Source organism: Nitrosospira sp. CT, assembly GCF_059489795.1.
Genome location: NZ_JCAHZJ010000006.1, coordinates 95,756 through 114,202, shown reverse-complemented (window position 1 = coordinate 114,202; position 18,447 = coordinate 95,756). Strand labels below are relative to the sequence as shown.

Below are 18,447 nucleotides of genomic sequence, written 5' to 3'. Positions count from 1 at the left end.
TCAACGGCACCAATACCTTCAACAACAGCGGTACCTATAACAAGCAGAGCGGTACCCTGACTACCATTGAAGTAACCTACAACAATACCGGCACGACCAACGTGAATGCTGGAACGATGCACCTCACTAACTCATTCACGAATGAGGGCGTGATTGACGTAAACGCCGCAGCAGCATTCCAGGTTGCACGTGCCAGTAATACAACTTTTGTCAACAGCGGGACGGGGGAAATCCGGGGCGACGGTACAGTTATCACACCAACGCTTGGTTTATCTAACAGTGGAGCAATCAATCCTGGCAATGGTATCGGCCATCTGACTATCGACGGCGATCTCACCCAAGCCTCAGGCGGTGTAATCAACTTTGAATTGGCCAGCCTGAGCAGTTTTGACCAACTGACGGTTACCGACGACGTAACGCTGGGTGGAGTAATCGATGTAGGGAATTTAGGCTATACACCCGTTGTTGGTGACAGCTTCGTAGTCGCGACCTTTGATGAACGTTTAAACGATTCGACATTTGCGTCTGTCACGCACGATTTCGGGTCAGGCGTGGCGTTCGACGTAATCTATCATGAACATGACGTAACGATAACTGTAGTTCCCGAGCCAGAGCAATATGCTTTGTTTCTTGCCGGCCTGGGTTTGATGGGAGTAATGGCACGGCGGCGGAGGAATCATATCCGGAGATGACATTCTCGCCGCTCTTATCGAGTTGACCGTGATCTGGATAAAAAATACAAAACGTAGATGTCGCACCTGGGGTGTGGGTTTCTGGGTGCGATAGTTCATCAAAAGGGAAAGGGCAAATGATGTAACCACACTACCTGTTGATGGAGGAAGCGATGAAGAAATTGAGATATGTTGCGTTTCTGGTCGGAGCAGCCATATTTGGCACAACCCCGGTTTTTGCGCAGCAGGGTGAAGATAGGGGAGCTGGTGGAGATACTGCAAACCGTGCCGTGAACATCAACCTTGGTAGTACGGGAGGGGCGCTGGACAGCGGGGCGCTGAAATCCATACGAAAGACAGTGGGGAAGGCCATCAGCGAAGAGACGGTGGACACTTTCGCTGTTTATAGTCCAAGAGCAGGGGGACCTATTCCGATAGAGGGGGGATTGAACGCCTGCGCGGAGGCAGGCTTCAGCTCGAAGCCGGGAGAGTTCAAAGCATTCGTCAAGCGGCTGCGTGATATTCATCCCAGGACGGGAACATTCCTCAATGTCGAGCTGACCGATCAATGCAAACCTATTGAAGGTGGTGGAGGGGGAGCTGTTTGTGGGGGTATCGCCGGAACACGTTGCCCCGACGCAAACCAGTACTGTGACTTGGGGGCCAAATGCAAGATGCCGGATGCGCAAGGTCAATGCAAGCCCAAGCCCACCATTTGTCCGCAAATCTTCAAGCCTGTTTGCGGGTGTGATGGCAAGACTTACAGCAACTCGTGCACTGCAGCAGCTGCCGGTGTTTCTGTTGAACATGAAGGGGAGTGCAAGAAATCCGAGCCGCAAGCATGCGGCGGAATTGCCGGCATTCCATGCCCTGGAGGCCAGACCTGTGTGGATGATCCCAGGGATGATTGCGATCCCACACGCGGCGGCGCGGATTGCCCGGGAATCTGCAAGAGTAAAAAATAGCAGCAACGGGAATACGGGTTAATCGTTGGAAGCCTTATGACGACTCTGGATAAGCAGGTCTTGTTACCGGTTAGCGGACAGCCTATCCAGGGTTTGCCACCCGAATGTTAGACAACGTACAGAGCGATTCCTCGATCAGGTGTTAAAAATCGGCAGGTCCGGCCGTTAGAAAGAGCTAGGCCGTTTAATCACAGTGGCACGGTCACAGCGGTACGGTCGCACAATCGATTAACAGTTCCAGAGGGAAAATCTTGAGCACATCATCTGACAGAGGCAATGCAAGGATCAACAAGAACGGGATCGAAAACCCGGTCGAGAATACAGAAGAAGCGATTACCGACAGCCCCACAGCAACCGGATCTTATGGACCATACAGGCAGGAACGGAGGAAAGGCCACCAAGTGATTTCTACCGCAAGTTATTACCAGGTCGAGCGGCGTGGTGGCGCGCACTATGGGGAAACACAGGATTGGTCGGACTTGGATTCGGAATCAGATGGAGCGCCTTATTCGGGCAGGAATTTTTGACAGCAGGAGATGCAGAGATTCAGGCAAAAGATTCAAGGCATGTAATGCTTAATGCTGGCAAGGTCTAGTGAGATAGAAATGAGGCAGCAAGGGTAGGAAAGGTCATTCATTTAATTCACATTCATTTTCATTTGATTGAAAGGAGAAAACCATGGCAAATATTACTCGTCGCTCGCCTCTTGTTGGCGACATCATGCGCTATGACCCGTTTTACAATCTGGATGACTGGTTCAAGAATTGGGGAATGCGTCCATTCTCAATGGATATGGAAACCGCGCCCCAGATCAAGATCGATCTTACCGAAAATGACACCGCCTATACTGTTCGTGCCGACATACCCGGAGTAAAGAAAGAGGATGTCAAGGTTCAGGTAGAGGGTAACCGCGTATCCATCAGCTGCGAAACAAAGCAGGAAAAAGAGGAAAAAGAAGGAGAGAGGGTGATTTGCCGGGAATGCCATCAGGGATCGAGCTACAGGAGTTTCACGCTGGGAAGCGAAGTGGATGAGACCAAGGCCGAGGCAAAATATGAAAACGGCACATTGGAACTGACGTTACCGAAGAAGGAAGGAAAAACCGCCAAACGGATCGAGGTGAAATAATCCGGGCAATGCTCTTCGGGTCATCAGACTGATCGTTCCGCTCCACAGGACAGGAGCTCCACCATGACGCACTCTCCATTTGTCGGCTTTCGCCAGATTTCCCGACATGACAAGCTCTTCAAGGAGCGTATCCACGATCCTTACAGGGCGAGGCACAAACCGTCGGAACCCACTGTGTGCCCCAGTTGCGGAGCCGTATTCCATGAAGGACGCTGGCAATGGGGCGAAGCGCCCGCAGGCGCCCACCAGGAAATGTGCGCTGCCTGCCAGCGTATCCGGGATGATTTCCCTGCCGGCTTCGTCACGCTGGGTGGCGAGTTCTATGCCGCGCATCATAGTGAAATCATGCACATCGTGCACAATGTGGAAAGGCGTGAAAAGGTCGAGCACCCGTTCAATCGCATCATGGCCGTTGAAGAAAAAGACGGGGGAACCTTGGTGACGACCACTGATATCCACCTGGCGAGAGGCATCGGCGAAGCCATACACGACGCGTATCAGGGCGATCTGGAATTTCACTATAACCCGGAAGAGTATTTGTTGCGCGTGCACTGGACGCGTTAGAAAAAACTTTGGGACAGCATTTCGGACAAACCCGATACCTGTTCCCAATTGCAATATACCTCACCGTCCCTACAATGAGAGTGTGATCAAAGTGGAGGGCAGGATGCCTGTGGGCGAAATCTGTAACCGTGATACTGTAATCATGAAACGGGATGAGACGATTGGGAAGGCAGCCCAACTCATGCGTCAGCATCATGTCGGCGACGTGGTCGTTATCGAAGAGCGGGGCGGCCTCAATATTCCCGTCGGAATTGTCACCGATCGCGACCTGGTGGTGGAAATCCTGGCAACCGGGTTGGACGCTGCTGTCATCACCGTAGGCGACATCATGGAGCAGGAACTCGTTACCGTGAAAGAAAGCGTGGGGGTATTCGAGGCGATTCAATACATGCGCAGCAAGACGGTGCGGCGCTTGCCGGTAGTAGGTGAGAATGGCACCCTGGTGGGCATTCTTACACTGGATGACTTGCTGGAACTGCTATCGGAAGAACTGCTGGCGATTTCCCGGCTGACAAGTTATCAACGGCAGAGGGAAGCAAGACAACGGCATTAAAAGACCGGCAGGATCAAGGGGCGACTGGAAATACGCGAGCGGAATTTCTGATCAACCAGTCATTGCCCATTGCCGGCTTTTCCTACAATCGGAAGGAGCACGATCATGATGGATTCCGTGAAGAATGCAGGTGAAAATATCAGCCGGAGACTCAGTCGGACATGGGATCACATTTCGGACGGCTGGCGTGAACTCGTCCACCACGGCAGCGATGCCCTCACGCACTTTGTACACCGCAAGGGTGAGGAAGACAAAAGGCAGGCTTCTACTGCCAGCATGCCAGCTTTTCCTCACTGGAGTATTCTGGCAGGGGATATGGAAGAAACGGACAAGGAAATCGTGGTACGGATAGAAGTGCCTGGCATGGAAAAAAAAGACTTTGAGATCGGCATAGAGGGCAACATGCTTTCTCTGAGAGGGGAAAAACGCTTTGAGCGTGATACAAATGACAGCAGATATCATGTCATGGAACGTGCCTACGGCGTTTTCCAGCGAACCCTGCCGTTGCCGGCGGATGTGGATGCAGACAAAGCGGGAGCGGACTACAAGAACGGCGTGCTGACCGTTCGCCTGCCCAAGTTGAACGTTGAAAAGGGCAGGACCATTTCCATATCATGATGAGTTGGCATTTTGCTTTTCGGCGCTGGCGCGCCCCACCGAAGATTACGATTACGCTTATCTGCCTGCTCGCAGGCACGATGACGGCTACGCTGGCAGCCTCAACGTATTTAGCGGTTGAGCCAGACGCTCTCTTGAGCCAGAAGGAAAGAAAACCAAAGAAGGAGGAACCTCGCATGTCTATGACGATAACATCTTCATCCTTTGCGAATCACGGAGAGATTCCTATTCGTCATACCTGTCAGGGACATGATACTTCACCCGAGCTGTTCTGGGAAAATATACCGGAAAATGCAAAAAGCCTGGTTTTGATTCTGGATGATCCGGATGCGCCCGATCCTGCCGCTCCCAAGCTGACCTGGGTGCACTGGGTGCTATATAACATTCCTCCTGCGGCTCAAGGTTTGCCTGAGGGAGTGGCGGAAGCCGATCTTCCCATTGGAACGCTCGGCGGGCTCAATGACTGGCAGCGTACGGGGTATGGGGGACCCTGCCCCCCTATCGGCAAGCATCGATACTTTCATAAACTCTACGCGCTGGATATCATGCTTCCGGATCTGAAACATCCCACCAAGGCAATCCTCGAGCAGGAGATGCAGGGACATATCATCGCGCAATCGGAACTCGTGGGGTTGTATCAGAAGCAATAGACTGCTACTGCCTTTTTTCTTTTTTATGCTCCGGTTCATCCAGCACGATTCTGTACACTCAAAAAAGATAAATGCGCAATATGCATGGGTCGGCCATGAAAGTCCCACCTGAGGAGCTATCTGAATTGCGGCGCAAACCCAATTGCGCTTTACCCATAAAGTGGGCGGTGAAGGGCGTAGTCAAAGACTTAAAGTACGCGCGAGATCTATCCTTTCATCTGCTTAAACGGGAGAAGGAGGGTGAAAAGCCGCTGGTGAGGTTGTATGAAAAGGCTATATCTCCCCGTTATGATCGTCCTGTTTGCCTTTTTTGCAGCTTCGACAAAGATAGCGTTGTCAGGGAGAACGTGTATTACTACCTCAACGCTCTGATGCTGGCCGGCTTCGATATCGTATTCATCAGTTCGAGCAGCATGATTTCAGGAAGCGATCTGGAAAAGCTGTCCCGATGCTGTATCGCAATAATAAACCGTGAGAATAAGGGATACGATTTCTATGGGTGGAAAACGGCGCTGGAAAAATATCCCGAATATCGCGAGCACAGGGGCCTTCTGTTAGCCAACGACAGCGTTCTCGGCCCACTTTTCAATATTGACAATATCATCGCCAGGCTCGAAGGCAGCGAGGCTGATATCGTGGGAATGACGGATTCTTTTCGTTTTTATCCCCATCTACAGTCCTATTTCCTCTACTGCAAGAAAAAAGCTGTGTCCTCCGATGAATTTCTTCGTTTCTTCGCGGAAATCGAGGTTCTGGAATTCAAGCCGGCCATTGTTCGCAGATATGAAGTCGGTTTTTCCCGCTTTCTCAGCCGTCGCTTTCGTCTTGCGGCGCTCTACAGTCTGGAGCAGGTTCTTGCTCAAACTGATTACAATCATAGGCCCCTGCAATGGGTCGAGTCGACCTTTCACCTGAGGAAGCCGCTTATTACCGAGCTTGGATTCCCGTTCCTCAAAAAAAGTGTGCTGACAAGAAAGGGTGTGAGCCTGGGGGAAGTTTCAGCGATCCTCGCGGAAGCCGGTTCTTCCTACGAGACAGGAATTCTCAACGACTGGATGTCACCTCGCAGATAAGACACGATTTTGCTCGACCGCGGTTCCCTTCGTCATCCCCTTGAAAGCCTCGAAAGAGGGAATCCAGAAACTATTGCATATGATTTCCGCTTTCGCTGAAGTGATGATTGAGCAACCTGGAGACTGAGTCGCTTACCCTGTTGATGCCCGCGGCAGCGGGTCACAGCAAAAATATTTCGGCGGGGACTACAAACCAGATATCCTTCGCCATTCACCTGTTTTCTATTCTCATCTCTACTAATAAGTTACGGTCGGCATAGATGTCTTCATTTTTCATGGATGTATTATCCGGATGCGCAGTAGCGTTGTACGGATTGAAGGGCGGCTACACGAAAGTCAATGTCAAGGGTCAACCCATACGTATCGCAGTGGATAATTTTCGGACACTCCAGCGGGCAAAAACATATTCCATCAAGGAACCCGATACCCTGGACTGGCTTGACAGTTTTGAACCGGGTTCCTGCTTTTTCGACCTGGGTGCGAATATCGGCCAGTATTCCCTGTATCCAGCAAAGAAATACGGGAAGGGCATCCATGTATATTCGTTCGAGCCCCAATGCGCCAATTATTATTTATTGAATAAGAACATTTACCTCAACAAGCTGGAAAAAAATATTACCTCCTATTGCGTGGCTGTTTCCGGAGAGGAAGGCTTTTCGAAACTTTATATTCCCAAATTCATAGGCGGTGGGAACCGCTCCCAGTTCGGAAAAGAAGATTTGAAGAATATGAAAAAACCCGCTACGCATATACAGGGCATATTCGGCGTGACACTCGATGACTTATGCTCGAAATGGGGATTTCCCTATCCCAACTACATCAAGATCGATGTGGATGGCATCGAGATACCCATCATTCGGGGTGCCGGGAATGTGCTCAGGAATCCGGCACTGAGGTCCGTCATCGTCGAGCTGGGGACAGTCGAGGAGCAGCAGGAGGCAATAGCACTGATGGAACAGGCGGGTTTGAAAGTCAGATTCAAAACCACCCAAAATTGGGGTGAAACCTGCTTCGTGTTCGCAAAATAGGATCGATCAACTCCTCTTTGCCGACTCGTCGATTCACTTGTCGTGAGCCTGTCGAAGGGGTTTGTTCTGAGCACTGTTCGCGCCTTCGATCCTTCGACAGAGTCGGGATCAGGGCGAACGGAGACGAAGGGTTCAGGGTGAACAGGGGAGGGCAATGATTGGGACAGATGGAGACGAAGGCTAGGCAGGCGCTCGTCGTCCGCTTAACGGGAAACGAAAGCCGCTTCTCTGTGAGACAGGGAGGAAGTATCCCGCTCCGGGGGTGCGTAACGAGCTGCCTCCGCCGGCTGCATCCGTTCCGCTTTTCCCCTGGAAAGCGCAAAAATCACATCCGCTGCGCTGATCAGCGCTGGCTGGTGGGAGACGGCAACAATCGTGAGTTCCTGTGTGAGGTTTCGCAGTGTTTCACAGACAAGTCGTTCACTTTCCGGATCGAGCGCACTCGTCGGTTCATCCAGTACCAGAAAGAGAGGCCGGTGAGCCAGCGCCCGGGCAATCGCAATGCGTTGGCGCTGCCCTCCGGATAACAGGCCGCCACGCTCACCGACAATGGTATAGAGGCCATCCGGCAATCCACTGACGAACTCCCATGCGCCCGCCTGGCGCAGTGCTCTTTCCGCATCCGCTTCAGTCAGTTCAGGGGCGCCGACGAGAATATTATTGAGAATACTGTCATGCAGCAGGACGTTCTCCTGAGCGACATATCCGATCATGCGACGCCAGGCACGTGGATTGATGTCACGCATGGGCACGTCATCCAACAGGATTTCGCCGGACTTGGGCTCCACCAGCCCGCACAAGAGATCCAGCATAGTGCTTTTGCCGACCCCCGACGGTCCGGCTATGGTGGTGAACGACCTGACCGGGATTTCGAGATTCAGGTCCTGAAAAATCGGCTTGGTGTCGTAATCGAAATTGACGTGGCGCAGGCTGATGCCCTTTTCAAGCGTCGGTTCGCGCGTGCCTGATGTTCTTTCCGCTGCGGCACGCGCTTCTGCAACAGCGGTACGCAAGGCCCAGTAGGCACTTTCCTGCGCCATCAGATTCTGGTATTTCCTCTGCGTTTTATTGAGCAAACTGAGGAGCCGGGTCAGAAGAAAGACCATCACCATTACCGAGGGCAACGAGAGCCCCCATACTTCCAAGGCCAGATAAAGGCCGATTGCCATCAGTGTGGCGAGGATAGGCTCCTGCAGCGCCATCAGGGCTTCACGCGCGATGATTTCCCGCCGGGTAGCCTTTTCCAGTTGCTGGGTCTGGTCGCGCAGGATCGCTTCGGCTACATTGTCTCTCGCCATGGCCTTGAGCGATTTTACTGAAACGAGTACATCCGAAAGATACGTCAGCAGGTTTCGCAGCAGGTGGGTCTGCCTGGTTCCCGCCTTGCGTGTCGCACGAATCAACTGGTGCAGCACCTGCATCATGATGATGCCCACCAGAATGGAAGTAAGGGTGGCCTCCCATGAAACAAACATGGCCACGGTTCCGTAGACGACAACCTGTACGGCCAGCGCGAGTACAGTAACGCTGTGCTCAAAGCCATTGGCTGCCCGGTAGGCTTCGGTGGCGACGGAATTGGCCAGGGAACCCATCGGCTGGCGCAGGTAATACTGCCAGCGGCTGGCAAGCAGCGCGTCGATCAGTTCGAGGCGAAGGACGGTTGCCACATGGGCGACCGCATAACCGACCTGCCTGTTCGCCATCAATAATATGAGGCTTTTGAGGATCATTCCTCCCACGATGATCAGCAGCATGGCGCCTATGGTGGGAGAAATCCCGATGTTCTGGAGAACTTCGGCGATGTGCCGACCCATGTCCGAACTGGCGGAATCGCCGACAGCGATCGAAAGGAGTGGAAGGAGGGCAGTGAGGCTCAAGCCTTCTGCAATGCCTGCCGCCAGAAGCGCAACCAGGACGTATGCAGTACGCCTCGGGGAAAGCATGCAATAGGCAAAGAGAGTTCGCATAAATTGGGCCGCAGACTACGGGGGTTATCATAACCTAAATTACGGACACGGTCTTGAAAAAACCCTTATATTAACGAGGAATTCAATGGGGCAATTCGACCCAAAGCTGGGTGTGATGGAGGGTTATTGCAGGGGAAAGGGCAACCAGGTGGAATTGCGAGCAGGATGTCCCTGCGCGCTTGTTCCGGATTATTCAGTCGGTTTTTTGAACTCCCCGGATATTGATTGCTGCCAGGGCGAACTGGAGACCGAGAACCGCAAGCGCCTGGACATGCCATCCCCAGATTATCCATAACACATTGCTGAGGAGAGAAAGCAGAAAACCGGCCTGGCGCCTCCGCCTGGCCTGGTAGGTCAGGAGCCAGACCGAAAGGATGTTGATCACCATGGCAGGCCACTGTAGCAAATTGAAGTAATCCATATGCCTCCGATTCTCCTGAAGCTGGCTCCAGTCGATATTATGTAGATATTACGATTATGTTAAATATGTAAAAAGCGTTAAAGGTGTGAAGTCCCGTATGCTGCCAGGCACAGCTTTTTCGCACTCCCGCGATCAGGGGTTTGCATCCAGTTTCGATCATCTCATCCATAGACCAGCAGTTCCGTTCGAAAGGACACAAATCAGAGTGGCAGAGTGGAAAAGGCTCGTATTTTCCAGGGTGCGCAATCGCACATACAAATGGAGGAGGGAAGAGCATGATCTGTATTTCGATATTTGCCCCTGAAAAGGGATTCACTTCTCCGCTCAATCATGGTTGCATCTGCTTCAACCCGGGCTTTATGGAGGGGCGCCATCAGTTTTGGACTGGTGCATATTCCCGTGGCCCTTCATGCTGCAACGACAGAGCAGGGTTTGAATTTCGACTGGCTGGACAAGCGCAGCATGGATCCCGTCGGCTATAAACGCATCAACAAGAGGACCGGGAAAGAGATCGATAAGGAAGATATCGTCAAGGGAATCGAGTACGAGGATGATCATTACGTGGTTTTGAGCCAGGAGGAGATTGCCTCCGCTTATCCCAAGGCCACGCAGACGATTGCGATCGAAATGTTCGTACCGGCAGCCGATATTCCCTTCATCTATCTGGAGCGTCCCTACTATGTCACACCCGCCAATAAAGGCGAAAAGGTTTATGCGCTTTTGCGCGAAACCCTGTCTAGGACCGAGCGCGTCGGCATTGCTCGAGTGATTATTCAAACAAGACAGCACCTTGCCGCTCTTATTCCGTCCGGCCGCGCATTGGTTCTTAATCTGTTGCGGTGGGGGGATGAAATCCGCAATTGGGAAAACCTGGATTTTCCGGCCAAGGGTGCCAAGGAGGCCGGCATTACCGATAAAGAATTGAAAATGGCTGAGCAGTTGGTGATGGACATGAGCGGCAAATGGGACCCGGATGAATTTCACGATTCGTTCAAGGACGAAATCATGAAACTCGTGAAGGAGAAGGTCGAAACGGGTGATATACAGACCGTGGCTCAACCGGAGGAAGTCGAGTTACAGCGTGGCGGCGCACAAATACTCGATCTCACTGAATTGCTCCAGCGCAGTCTGAAGAAGCACACAGATAACGAAGACCGTGACCGGAAACCTGCCAGAAAGCCCGCCAGGTCGACGACTGCCTCATCTGCACCTGCCCGCGGCGCGCATAAGCGCCGGGCAGTATAGGGCGGATTCCATAGAATGAGAAATGAGGACTCGCTTAAAACTTACCGTGCCAAACGTGATTTCTCGATAACACCCGAGCCGAGCGACGGTGCCAGCGGCAAGACAGCCATCAAGAGCACCGCCAAGGCTTTGTCCTTTGTTGTCCAGAAGCACTGGGCAACGCGTCTGCACTACGACTTCAGGCTGGAACTGGAGGGAACGATGAAGAGCTGGGCCGTCCCTAAAGGGCCCAGTTTCGACCCTAATGACAAACGCATGGCGGTCCACGTCGAAGACCATCCCGTTTCCTATAACAGTTTTGAAGGCGAGATACCGTCAGGTCAGTATGGCGCCGGTAAAGTCATTATTTGGGATAAGGGAACCTGGCTTCCTCTCGAAGATCCTCATAAGGGGTATCGTGACGGCAAGCTGAAATTCGAGTTGCGCGGATTCAAGCTCAAAGGGCACTGGGCCCTGGTACGCATGAGAAGGGAGGAAAACAAAAAGCAGGAACCCTGGCTGTTGATAAAAGAAAAAGATGAATATATCCGTTCGTCACGGGAGTACAGCGTGGTGGATGAAATGCCGGACAGTGTGGCCGAACTCGACCTGCCTGAGCCTTCCAAAACTCCCGCAATGTTGGAAAGCGGATCACCCAAAAGCAGTTCGATATCGCGAAAGGGAACGAAAACGGCCTTGCCGGACAATGCGCGCAAGGCCGACCTTCCGCGCACCTTGACACCGGAACTCGCCACGCTTGTGGACGAACCTCCTGTCGATCCGGAAGAGTGGATTTACGAGATCAAGTTCGACGGGTACCGGATGTTGAGCAGGGTAGAGGGAGGAGAAGTGCGTCTCATAACGCGGAACGGAAACGACTGGTCCCGCAAGCTGCCACATCTGGTAAAAGCGCTGGGAAAGCTCAAACTGAAGTCGTCCTGGCTCGATGGCGAAATTGCGCTGCTGGACGAAAATGGCATTCCCGATTTCCAGTCATTGCAGAATGCCTTCGACAGCGCGCATACCGAACGCATCATTTATTACCTCTTCGATGTGCCCTTCTATGATGGGTATGATTTGCGGAACGCTTCCCTTGTCGAACGTCGCGCGTTACTGCAAAAGCTGTTTGAGGCACCCATTCCTGACGAAATACGCTTCAGCGACGTTTTCAATGCCTCTCCAGCAGAGATTCTCGATTCCGCTTGCCGGCTTGGACTGGAGGGCGTGATCGGTAAACGCAAAACCTCCGTTTATGTCTCGCGCCGCTCCCAGGACTGGATAAAGCTCAAATGTAAAAACCGCCAGGAATTCGTTATCGGCGGATATACAGATCCCAAAGGTACGCGAAAGGGTATCGGATCTTTGCTGCTCGGCTTTTATGATGAAGACCGAAAACTCAGATATGCGGGAAATGTGGGCGCGGGATTCAGCGATAAGACGCTGCAGGACCTCAAGGCAAAGCTGGCCAGGATTGCTTCGACGGATAGCCCTTTTGTGAAAGTGAGCGGCATCGATAAAAACGCGCATTGGGTCGAACCTCGGCTTATCGCAGAAGTCTCCTTCAGTGAATGGACGCGAGGGGGCCACATTCGCCACTCGGTATTCCACGGTTTGAGATCGGACAAAAAGGCGGATGTCATTGTTCGTGAGAAGCCCGTGCATCCTGCCGCAGAGTCGGCGCCTGCAAGCGCCATTCCAAAAACCCTGAAAGTGACGAACCCGGACCGTGTGATCGACCCCTCCACCGGGGTTACAAAGATCGATCTCATACGCTACTACTCGCTGGTAGCGCCTTTGATGCTGCCCCACCTTGCGCGGCGGCCGGTCTCGCTCGTGCGCGCTCCCGAGGGGGTATCGGGCGAGCTCTTTTTTCAGAAGCATTGGGAGAAAGAGAACATGGCGGGGGTCGAGCAGCTTGATCCGTCGCTCGACCCTGACCACCCTCCGCTGCTCGAAATCTCAACCGCTGAAGGCCTTCTTTCCGCAGCGCAAATGAACGTGATCGAGTTCCATACGTGGAACGCCACCAGGAATGCCATTGGCAAGCCTGACAGAATCACATTCGATCTGGATCCCGGCAGCGGAGTCGAATGGCCAATCATCCAGGAGGCAGCACAGCTCGTCAATGTCTTTCTCAAGGAACTGGGGTTGAAATCTTTCCTGAAAACGAGTGGGGGCAAGGGTTTGCACATCATCGTGCCGATCAGGAGGCTGCGCGATTGGGATACGGTGAAAGGTTTCTCCCAAGCCATCGTACAGCATCTGGCTAAAACCATTCCGACACGTTTCGCCGCAAAAAGCGGCCCTCGCAACCGGGTGGGAAAGATCTTCATCGATTACTTGCGCAATGGGTTCGGAGCCACCACCGTATCTGCCTGGTCAGTACGTGCGCGGCCCGGATTGGGCGTTTCTGTACCGTTGGCATGGGAAGAACTCTCTTCGTTGAAAAGCAGTGCGCGCTGGTCCGCCTCCAATATTCATGAACGCCTGGATAAGGGTAACGACCCCTGGGCCGACTATGCAGAGATGAATCAGTCGATAGTTCCTGCCATGAAAAAGCTGGGATTCAACCCTTCATCCAAGGCATGAAGGGCAGATATCAGGGCTTCACTCCTGTAACCAGGCTGTAGTAACCGAAGGCCGGGCGCACCTCGATGTCCTGAAATCCTGCTTCCCTCAGCATTGTTGAAAGCTCGCTGCCAGAATATGATCTGCCTTCCGTCCATCCCATCATCAGCATGCTGAAGGCAGCGGCCGCAAACGGTCCCGTCTTTTCATCGTTGTAAAGCATGCCATGGATGATGATGCGGCCCCCGGAAGGAAGACTGTTGAAGCTTTTAGCAGTGAGGAAATTACATTTTTCCGGAGGCCAGTCATTGTAGACCGTGGAATAAAAGTGAAGATCGGCTGCAGGCAACGTGTCGCTCCACATGTTTCCTTCCTGCGTCCGGATACGATCCTGCCGATCATGGCGGGCGATGAATTCCTGGGCAATCTCACAGACGAGCGGGAAATCAAAAACGATGGCCTGTAACTGCGGCCATTTTGATACGGCTCCAATTGAATGGACGCCTGAGCTTCCTCCGATATCGAGCATTGTCTGGTAGTTGGACAGATCAAGTATACCTGGCCAGTAGAGGGCCGAGGTAATACTGAAACTGTACATGCCGCGGGTAAACCTGCGTACCTGCTCCGCCTGCTCCTCCGGAGACTGATGATATATGCCTGACCCCTCATAAACCTGAGGACTATCCGAAAGAATTGCTTTTTTCAGACTGGCAAAGGAATGTACCTGATCGTCGTCGATCATCAGATCCCAGAAATAGCCGAAATAGCTCGGACTCGTCTCCAGCAAATAGTGCTCCGCAATTGGTGTGAGGGAGTAGTACTCATCCTGAAAGGATAAGAAACCGGCCGCGGTTGCAGTGGTTAAAATGGCTTCAGCGGGCCGCGCCTTGATATTCAACTTGTCGCAGATAGCGGTGAGCGACAGCGGCCCGTCGGCGAGCAGGGGAAATATTTTCAGCTTGTGCGCCAGCAGTAATGCAGGGTAGCCATAGACTCCAAGCACGACATCCCAGAGGGGTCGGTCGTCTTCTATCTGCTCGGTGGGCGTGTTCATGGAATTTTGGACCATTGCAGGTTCCTCGGGCGGGAATGATGGAGACACGTTAGCTCACACGCCTGGTTCGCTTTCCACCAGGCGCTTTATATTTTGTACCGTTCGTTCCGCGCCGCCCTGCACCGCGGTCCTGATCATTGGCTCAAATGGGCGCATTACCATCTGGATCTCGAGTAATTCGAACTTAAAAAAAAGCCTGGCTGAGCCTGGAGGATGCTCGTCCTGCAACTCGTAGATGCAGCGAAAGGGATCGGAGATGCCCGCGAATGCCAGACGGCGATCAGGCTCATAAATCGTAATCCTGAACTTTGACTCCGAACGATGTCCCTGGTCAACGCGCACCTGCCGCGCGATAGTTCCGAGGCAGACCGGACCATTGGTGATTTGCTCGAGTTCTTTCACCTCCGGTGACCATCTGGGGTAGTTCAAAAAGAGATTTTCACCGATAAATTTGAACACCTGTCTGGCCGGACATTCAAGAAGAATGCTCGCCTTGCCCACTACTGGCTCGGAGGGGCCCAGGTTGAACATCGATCCTAAATTGAACATCTCGGCTCCTCCCTCCCATCTCGAGATGGAATTTATATATCCTGTTGAGTAGTACTATTCCTGCAACGCCCTATCATATCAGGAGTAACATCCACGTTTCGCAGTTATTCTCTAGCTGTTTACGATATTGCCGCCATTGGGATGCAGCACCTGCCCGGACATGTAAGAGCAGTCCTGAGAGGCCAGAAAGACATAACAGGGCGCTACTTCATCAGGTTGAGCGGCGCGTTTCATGGGAACATTTTTTCCAAATTCACCTACCTTGTCCGGAGGAAACGTGGAAGGTATGAGTGGGGTCCATATTGGACCGGGGGCGACCGCATTTACGTGTATTCCCTGCTCGATCAGCTGGAGAGACAGGGACCGGGTAAACGCAACAATTGCGCCTTTGGTTGCGGAATAATCAACCAGGTGAGGGCTTCCCTTGTAGGCGGTGACAGAGGTGGTGTTAATGATGCGCGCTCCTTTTTTCAGATGCGGGAGCACTGCCTTCACCATATGAAACATTGAAAATATGTTCGTGCGGAAGGTTTTCTCGAGCTGCGCGCTATCGATATCGAGAATACTTTCCCGCACGTGTTGTTCAGCAGCATTATTCACGAGGACATCGAGGCGCCCGAAGGCTGAAATCGTTTCTGCTACCACTTCCGTGCAGGATTTTTCATCCCCAACGTCGCCCGCTATTAAAATGCATTTTCTTCCGCACTTCTCGACTTCTTCTTTGGTACGTTGAGCATCTTCATGCTCGTCGAGATATACGATTGTAATATCCGCCCCTTCCTTTGCAAAAGCGACTGCAATCGATCTGCCTATGCCACTGTCTCCCCCAGTAATGATCGCAACTTTTGACTCCAGTTTGCCGCTTCCGCGGTATTCCTGCATTGTCGAGTCGGGTTGGGGGGTCATCTCCGTTTCCAGCCCGGGCTGGCGTGGTTGATGTTGCTTTGGAATGTCACTGCCTTTTTCCTCGTATTTCTCGGTATCACTGGTCATGGCTTTCTCACTAATCTGGTTTAAGTCCGCACCTAGGTGCCTTGGTCACACAATTGTTCGCCCGATTTGCAGTTCTTTTCGGGTAATTGACGGATGAATAGCAGACAAGCCAGGCTATTGACGCTTTTCTTACCATTGCTTGTCATTCTGCAGAAAATAGTCATTTTTTACAGTTGTGATTTTTACTCCGTTCGCTTCCTCACTAAAACCCGAAAGACTCCCTGAGCGGGGGGCGAGTAAGGTAAGCAGGGGAAACAGGCATAGCAGATATTCCTTGATTCCCTGGTATTACCTTGACTTTTCAGCCCTGGGATGATCCTTGTCTTTCTTATCTTTGGTTCCAGCCGCGCGCTTTGCCGCCGTTCCCACTGAAGCAATCAACGCCCTGCAATTGGCATCCTCGGCAAGTCCGGTTTCAATGGTCGGGATGAGTGCTGCCAAAGGTGTCGCAAGAACTCCCAGTACGACGGCCGCTCCTGCACGTATAGCCAGTATCTTGTCGGGGAGGATTGTGGGATCCTTGAAAGTGCCCCCTATATGAACAGGGGTGCGAAGGCTCAGGATGCTGACATCTTTGGGCTGGGGTGACACTTTCATTTTGATGGTTTCTTCCACCAGGCTTATCTGACCTTCTCCGACAATTTTGGTATCGGTGGTGTCGATGACGAAAGCTTTGCTACTCATGATGCCTTTCTTGATGTCGAAGTCGAGTACGCCGCACCGGACGGGGACGTTTTTGTCCCCCGCAAAAAGGAATTTGATGATCTCGCCCGCATCAAGTCCGATCACCTCCAGCAACATATTGCTGATTTGGCCGCCGGACATGATCAGCCCAAAGTCGCCGTTAGCCGACGCCAGCAATGCACCAACAGACTTGCCGTGGCTTTTAATGTCTATTGCTCCGCCGATCACGCCCGCGCTACTCTTTGTGATTTCCATCTTGGGAAAGAGCTTCGGTAATTGCAGACGCTTGACGGCGACCTTGATTTCTCCCTTAGGCACTTCCGGGCGCGTATTGATAGTGATATTCGAAATGATATTCCCGCCTGCTACTGCAAAGTTGGCAGGGTTAAGGGTCAGAAGCCCGTTGTCTATTTTCAGGTGGCTTACGAGATGCTCCACCGGCAGTTCCTTGTTGCGGATTGATTCACCCCTGAATTTTACGTCGGCATCCATTGCCTGAAGACCTTCTACTCCAAACTCTTTATCCGGCAGAATTCGACCTTTCTGGGCCTTTGCCGAAGCTTTCTTTTTCTGTTTTTCCGCTGGGGTATCCTGTGGTTGCGGGCCGCGCCGCGCCCCGATAAAACCTTTCAAATCACTGAGGTCGAGAACTTTCGATACCAGGTCGCCTCGAAGAAGGGGACGTTCGCCACCCGTCTCGAACAGGATGTCGCCGCCAAGATCGCTGTTGCCCACCTTTCCGGAAAGTCCCTTCATGGACCACTCGGTATCGTGGTGCAACACCCTTCCGGAAATGTGGTACGGTGGGGAGGGGAAAATAACGATGCCGGTTACGGGGTAGAGTGCAGATAAATCCTCCCCGTGTAAGTCCAGCTTGAGGTCCACTTCCGCCATCTCGGCGAGCCCTTTGATGGTTCCGTCTGCACTTGCGCGCGTTGTTCCGACCTCGGCACTCGCTTTGATCGGATAGGGAACAGCCTTATCTGCAAGCGACATTATCTTGCCGCCTTGCGCTCGTGCTGTGAATTTCAGGTCGGTAAATTTACCTTCCGCTGCCACATGAAGGGGCAATTCTCTGGCATCCACCGCTGGATCCGTGAATATATCGGCTGCTATATCTGTCTTGGTCTTCGGATCACGGAAGAGGACTTTTCCCTGATCCAGGGTGAATTGGCCAATTTGAGGCAGTTCCATCTTCTTTTTTTCTTCTTTTTTCAGGTCCCAATTTTGCTTTCCATCCATACTTTTTTCCAGGAGTACTCGGGGACGCGTAATGGATAGCTCGGGCAGCACGATGTCGCCCGACAGGAGGTCCCATAGACTGATTCGCACAGCCACCTTATCCACGGCAACCATGGGTTGTTCGGTCCCCCACTCGGCATTCGCAAGCGAAAGTCCTTCAACACTGATGAGAGGATTGAGCGACAGATTTACATCGAGATTGCCGCGAATCGTGAATTCACGGCCCGTCTTCTCCGTAACCTGTCGTTCAATAAATGGTTTCAGCATATTCCAGTCGAACCATATGAAGAATGCGATGACAAGCAGCAGGAAGGCAATGCCGGAGACCGATAGTATTTGTCTGGTACGGACTTTCATGGGAAGACGGGTTCCTGATTCTGCAGCAGAAGAAAACAGGCCCATGATACTTCTGCCCATACCACGGTTCGGTACGTCAGCGCACACTGGAAGGCAGCGAGTACCTGCAACCAAGTGCGGATTTGGGTTGCCACACGA

Annotated in this window: 18 protein-coding genes; 12 read left to right on the top strand and 6 right to left on the bottom strand. The window is 52.5% G+C overall.

The window, feature by feature from the left end:
- From AC52W5_RS01545 to AC52W5_RS01500, 10 genes are all read left to right on the top strand, one after another.
- Positions 1 to 692, top strand: a 692-nt coding sequence (locus tag AC52W5_RS01545) for a PEP-CTERM sorting domain-containing protein (protein ID WP_495669704.1), incomplete at its 5' end; no start/stop codon positions are given.
- Positions 693 to 844: 152 nt separating this feature from the next.
- On the top strand, positions 845 to 1,636 hold the full coding sequence (locus AC52W5_RS01540) for a Kazal-type serine protease inhibitor family protein (RefSeq protein ID WP_495669703.1): 792 nt from the start codon (positions 845 to 847) through the stop codon (positions 1,634 to 1,636).
- Between the two features lie 251 nt (positions 1,637 to 1,887).
- The gene (locus AC52W5_RS01535) at positions 1,888 to 2,163 is read left to right on the top strand and encodes a hypothetical protein (RefSeq protein WP_074974321.1); all 276 of its coding nucleotides are present in this window, start codon (positions 1,888 to 1,890) and stop codon (positions 2,161 to 2,163) included.
- Positions 2,164 to 2,314: 151 nt separating this feature from the next.
- Positions 2,315 to 2,764, top strand: a complete 450-nt coding sequence (locus AC52W5_RS01530) for an Hsp20/alpha crystallin family protein (protein WP_074974320.1) — start codon at positions 2,315 to 2,317, stop codon at positions 2,762 to 2,764.
- Between the two features lie 63 nt (positions 2,765 to 2,827).
- A complete protein-coding gene (locus AC52W5_RS01525) occupies positions 2,828 to 3,328 on the top strand; it encodes a BCAM0308 family protein (protein ID WP_074974319.1) in 501 nt (166 codons plus the stop codon).
- Positions 3,329 to 3,431: 103 nt separating this feature from the next.
- Positions 3,432 to 3,881 carry a CBS domain-containing protein gene (locus tag AC52W5_RS01520; RefSeq protein WP_074974414.1) on the top strand — a complete coding sequence of 150 codons (450 nt, stop codon included), beginning with the start codon at positions 3,432 to 3,434 and terminating at the stop codon, positions 3,879 to 3,881.
- A gap of 105 nt (positions 3,882 to 3,986) precedes the next feature.
- Positions 3,987 to 4,499, top strand: a complete 513-nt coding sequence (locus tag AC52W5_RS01515) for an Hsp20/alpha crystallin family protein (RefSeq protein WP_074974318.1) — start codon at positions 3,987 to 3,989, stop codon at positions 4,497 to 4,499.
- Entirely contained in the window at positions 4,496 to 5,149 is a 654-nt protein-coding gene (locus tag AC52W5_RS01510; protein ID WP_495669702.1) for a YbhB/YbcL family Raf kinase inhibitor-like protein, read from the top strand. Before AC52W5_RS01515 ends, AC52W5_RS01510 begins: the two co-directional genes overlap by 4 nt.
- A 95-nt stretch (positions 5,150 to 5,244) precedes the next feature.
- On the top strand, positions 5,245 to 6,222 hold the full coding sequence (locus AC52W5_RS01505; protein ID WP_495669701.1) for a rhamnan synthesis F family protein: 978 nt from the start codon (positions 5,245 to 5,247) through the stop codon (positions 6,220 to 6,222).
- 260 nt (positions 6,223 to 6,482) lie between these two features.
- Positions 6,483 to 7,250, top strand: a complete 768-nt coding sequence (locus AC52W5_RS01500) for an FkbM family methyltransferase (protein ID WP_495669700.1) — start codon at positions 6,483 to 6,485, stop codon at positions 7,248 to 7,250.
- Positions 7,251 to 7,453: 203 nt separating this feature from the next.
- Here AC52W5_RS01500 and AC52W5_RS01495 read toward each other — a convergent pair whose 3' ends face one another.
- Complete coding sequence (locus AC52W5_RS01495; RefSeq protein ID WP_495669699.1) at positions 7,454 to 9,217, bottom strand: ABC transporter ATP-binding protein; 1,764 nt, start codon at positions 9,215 to 9,217, stop codon at positions 7,454 to 7,456.
- A 193-nt stretch (positions 9,218 to 9,410) separates the two neighbouring features.
- Complete coding sequence (locus AC52W5_RS01490; RefSeq protein WP_074974315.1) at positions 9,411 to 9,638, bottom strand: hypothetical protein; 228 nt, start codon at positions 9,636 to 9,638, stop codon at positions 9,411 to 9,413.
- A gap of 330 nt (positions 9,639 to 9,968) precedes the next feature.
- On the opposite strand from AC52W5_RS01490, the gene ku reads away from it, so the two are divergent.
- Positions 9,969 to 10,883 (top strand): non-homologous end joining protein Ku, encoded by a 915-nt coding sequence (gene ku / locus AC52W5_RS01485; protein ID WP_074974314.1) that lies wholly within the window; start codon positions 9,969 to 9,971, stop codon positions 10,881 to 10,883.
- Positions 10,884 to 10,898: 15 nt separating this feature from the next.
- Positions 10,899 to 13,451: a DNA ligase D gene (gene ligD, locus AC52W5_RS01480; RefSeq protein ID WP_495669698.1), complete on the top strand. Its 2,553-nt coding sequence runs from the start codon at positions 10,899 to 10,901 to the stop codon at positions 13,449 to 13,451.
- Between the two features lie 10 nt (positions 13,452 to 13,461).
- Here the strand turns inward: ligD and AC52W5_RS01475 are convergent, their stop codons facing one another.
- The 4 genes from AC52W5_RS01475 to AC52W5_RS01460 form a co-directional block, all read right to left on the bottom strand.
- Complete coding sequence (locus tag AC52W5_RS01475; RefSeq protein ID WP_495669697.1) at positions 13,462 to 14,499, bottom strand: methyltransferase; 1,038 nt, start codon at positions 14,497 to 14,499, stop codon at positions 13,462 to 13,464.
- Between the two features lie 39 nt (positions 14,500 to 14,538).
- Positions 14,539 to 15,033 (bottom strand): SRPBCC family protein, encoded by a 495-nt coding sequence (locus AC52W5_RS01470; RefSeq protein ID WP_495669696.1) that lies wholly within the window; start codon positions 15,031 to 15,033, stop codon positions 14,539 to 14,541.
- 111 nt (positions 15,034 to 15,144) lie between these two features.
- The gene (locus AC52W5_RS01465; RefSeq protein WP_495669695.1) at positions 15,145 to 16,026 is read right to left on the bottom strand and encodes an SDR family oxidoreductase; all 882 of its coding nucleotides are present in this window, start codon (positions 16,024 to 16,026) and stop codon (positions 15,145 to 15,147) included.
- Positions 16,027 to 16,314: 288 nt separating this feature from the next.
- Positions 16,315 to 18,309, bottom strand: a complete 1,995-nt coding sequence (locus tag AC52W5_RS01460) for an AsmA family protein (protein WP_495669694.1) — start codon at positions 18,307 to 18,309, stop codon at positions 16,315 to 16,317.
- Positions 18,310 to 18,447: the final 138 nt, after the last annotated feature.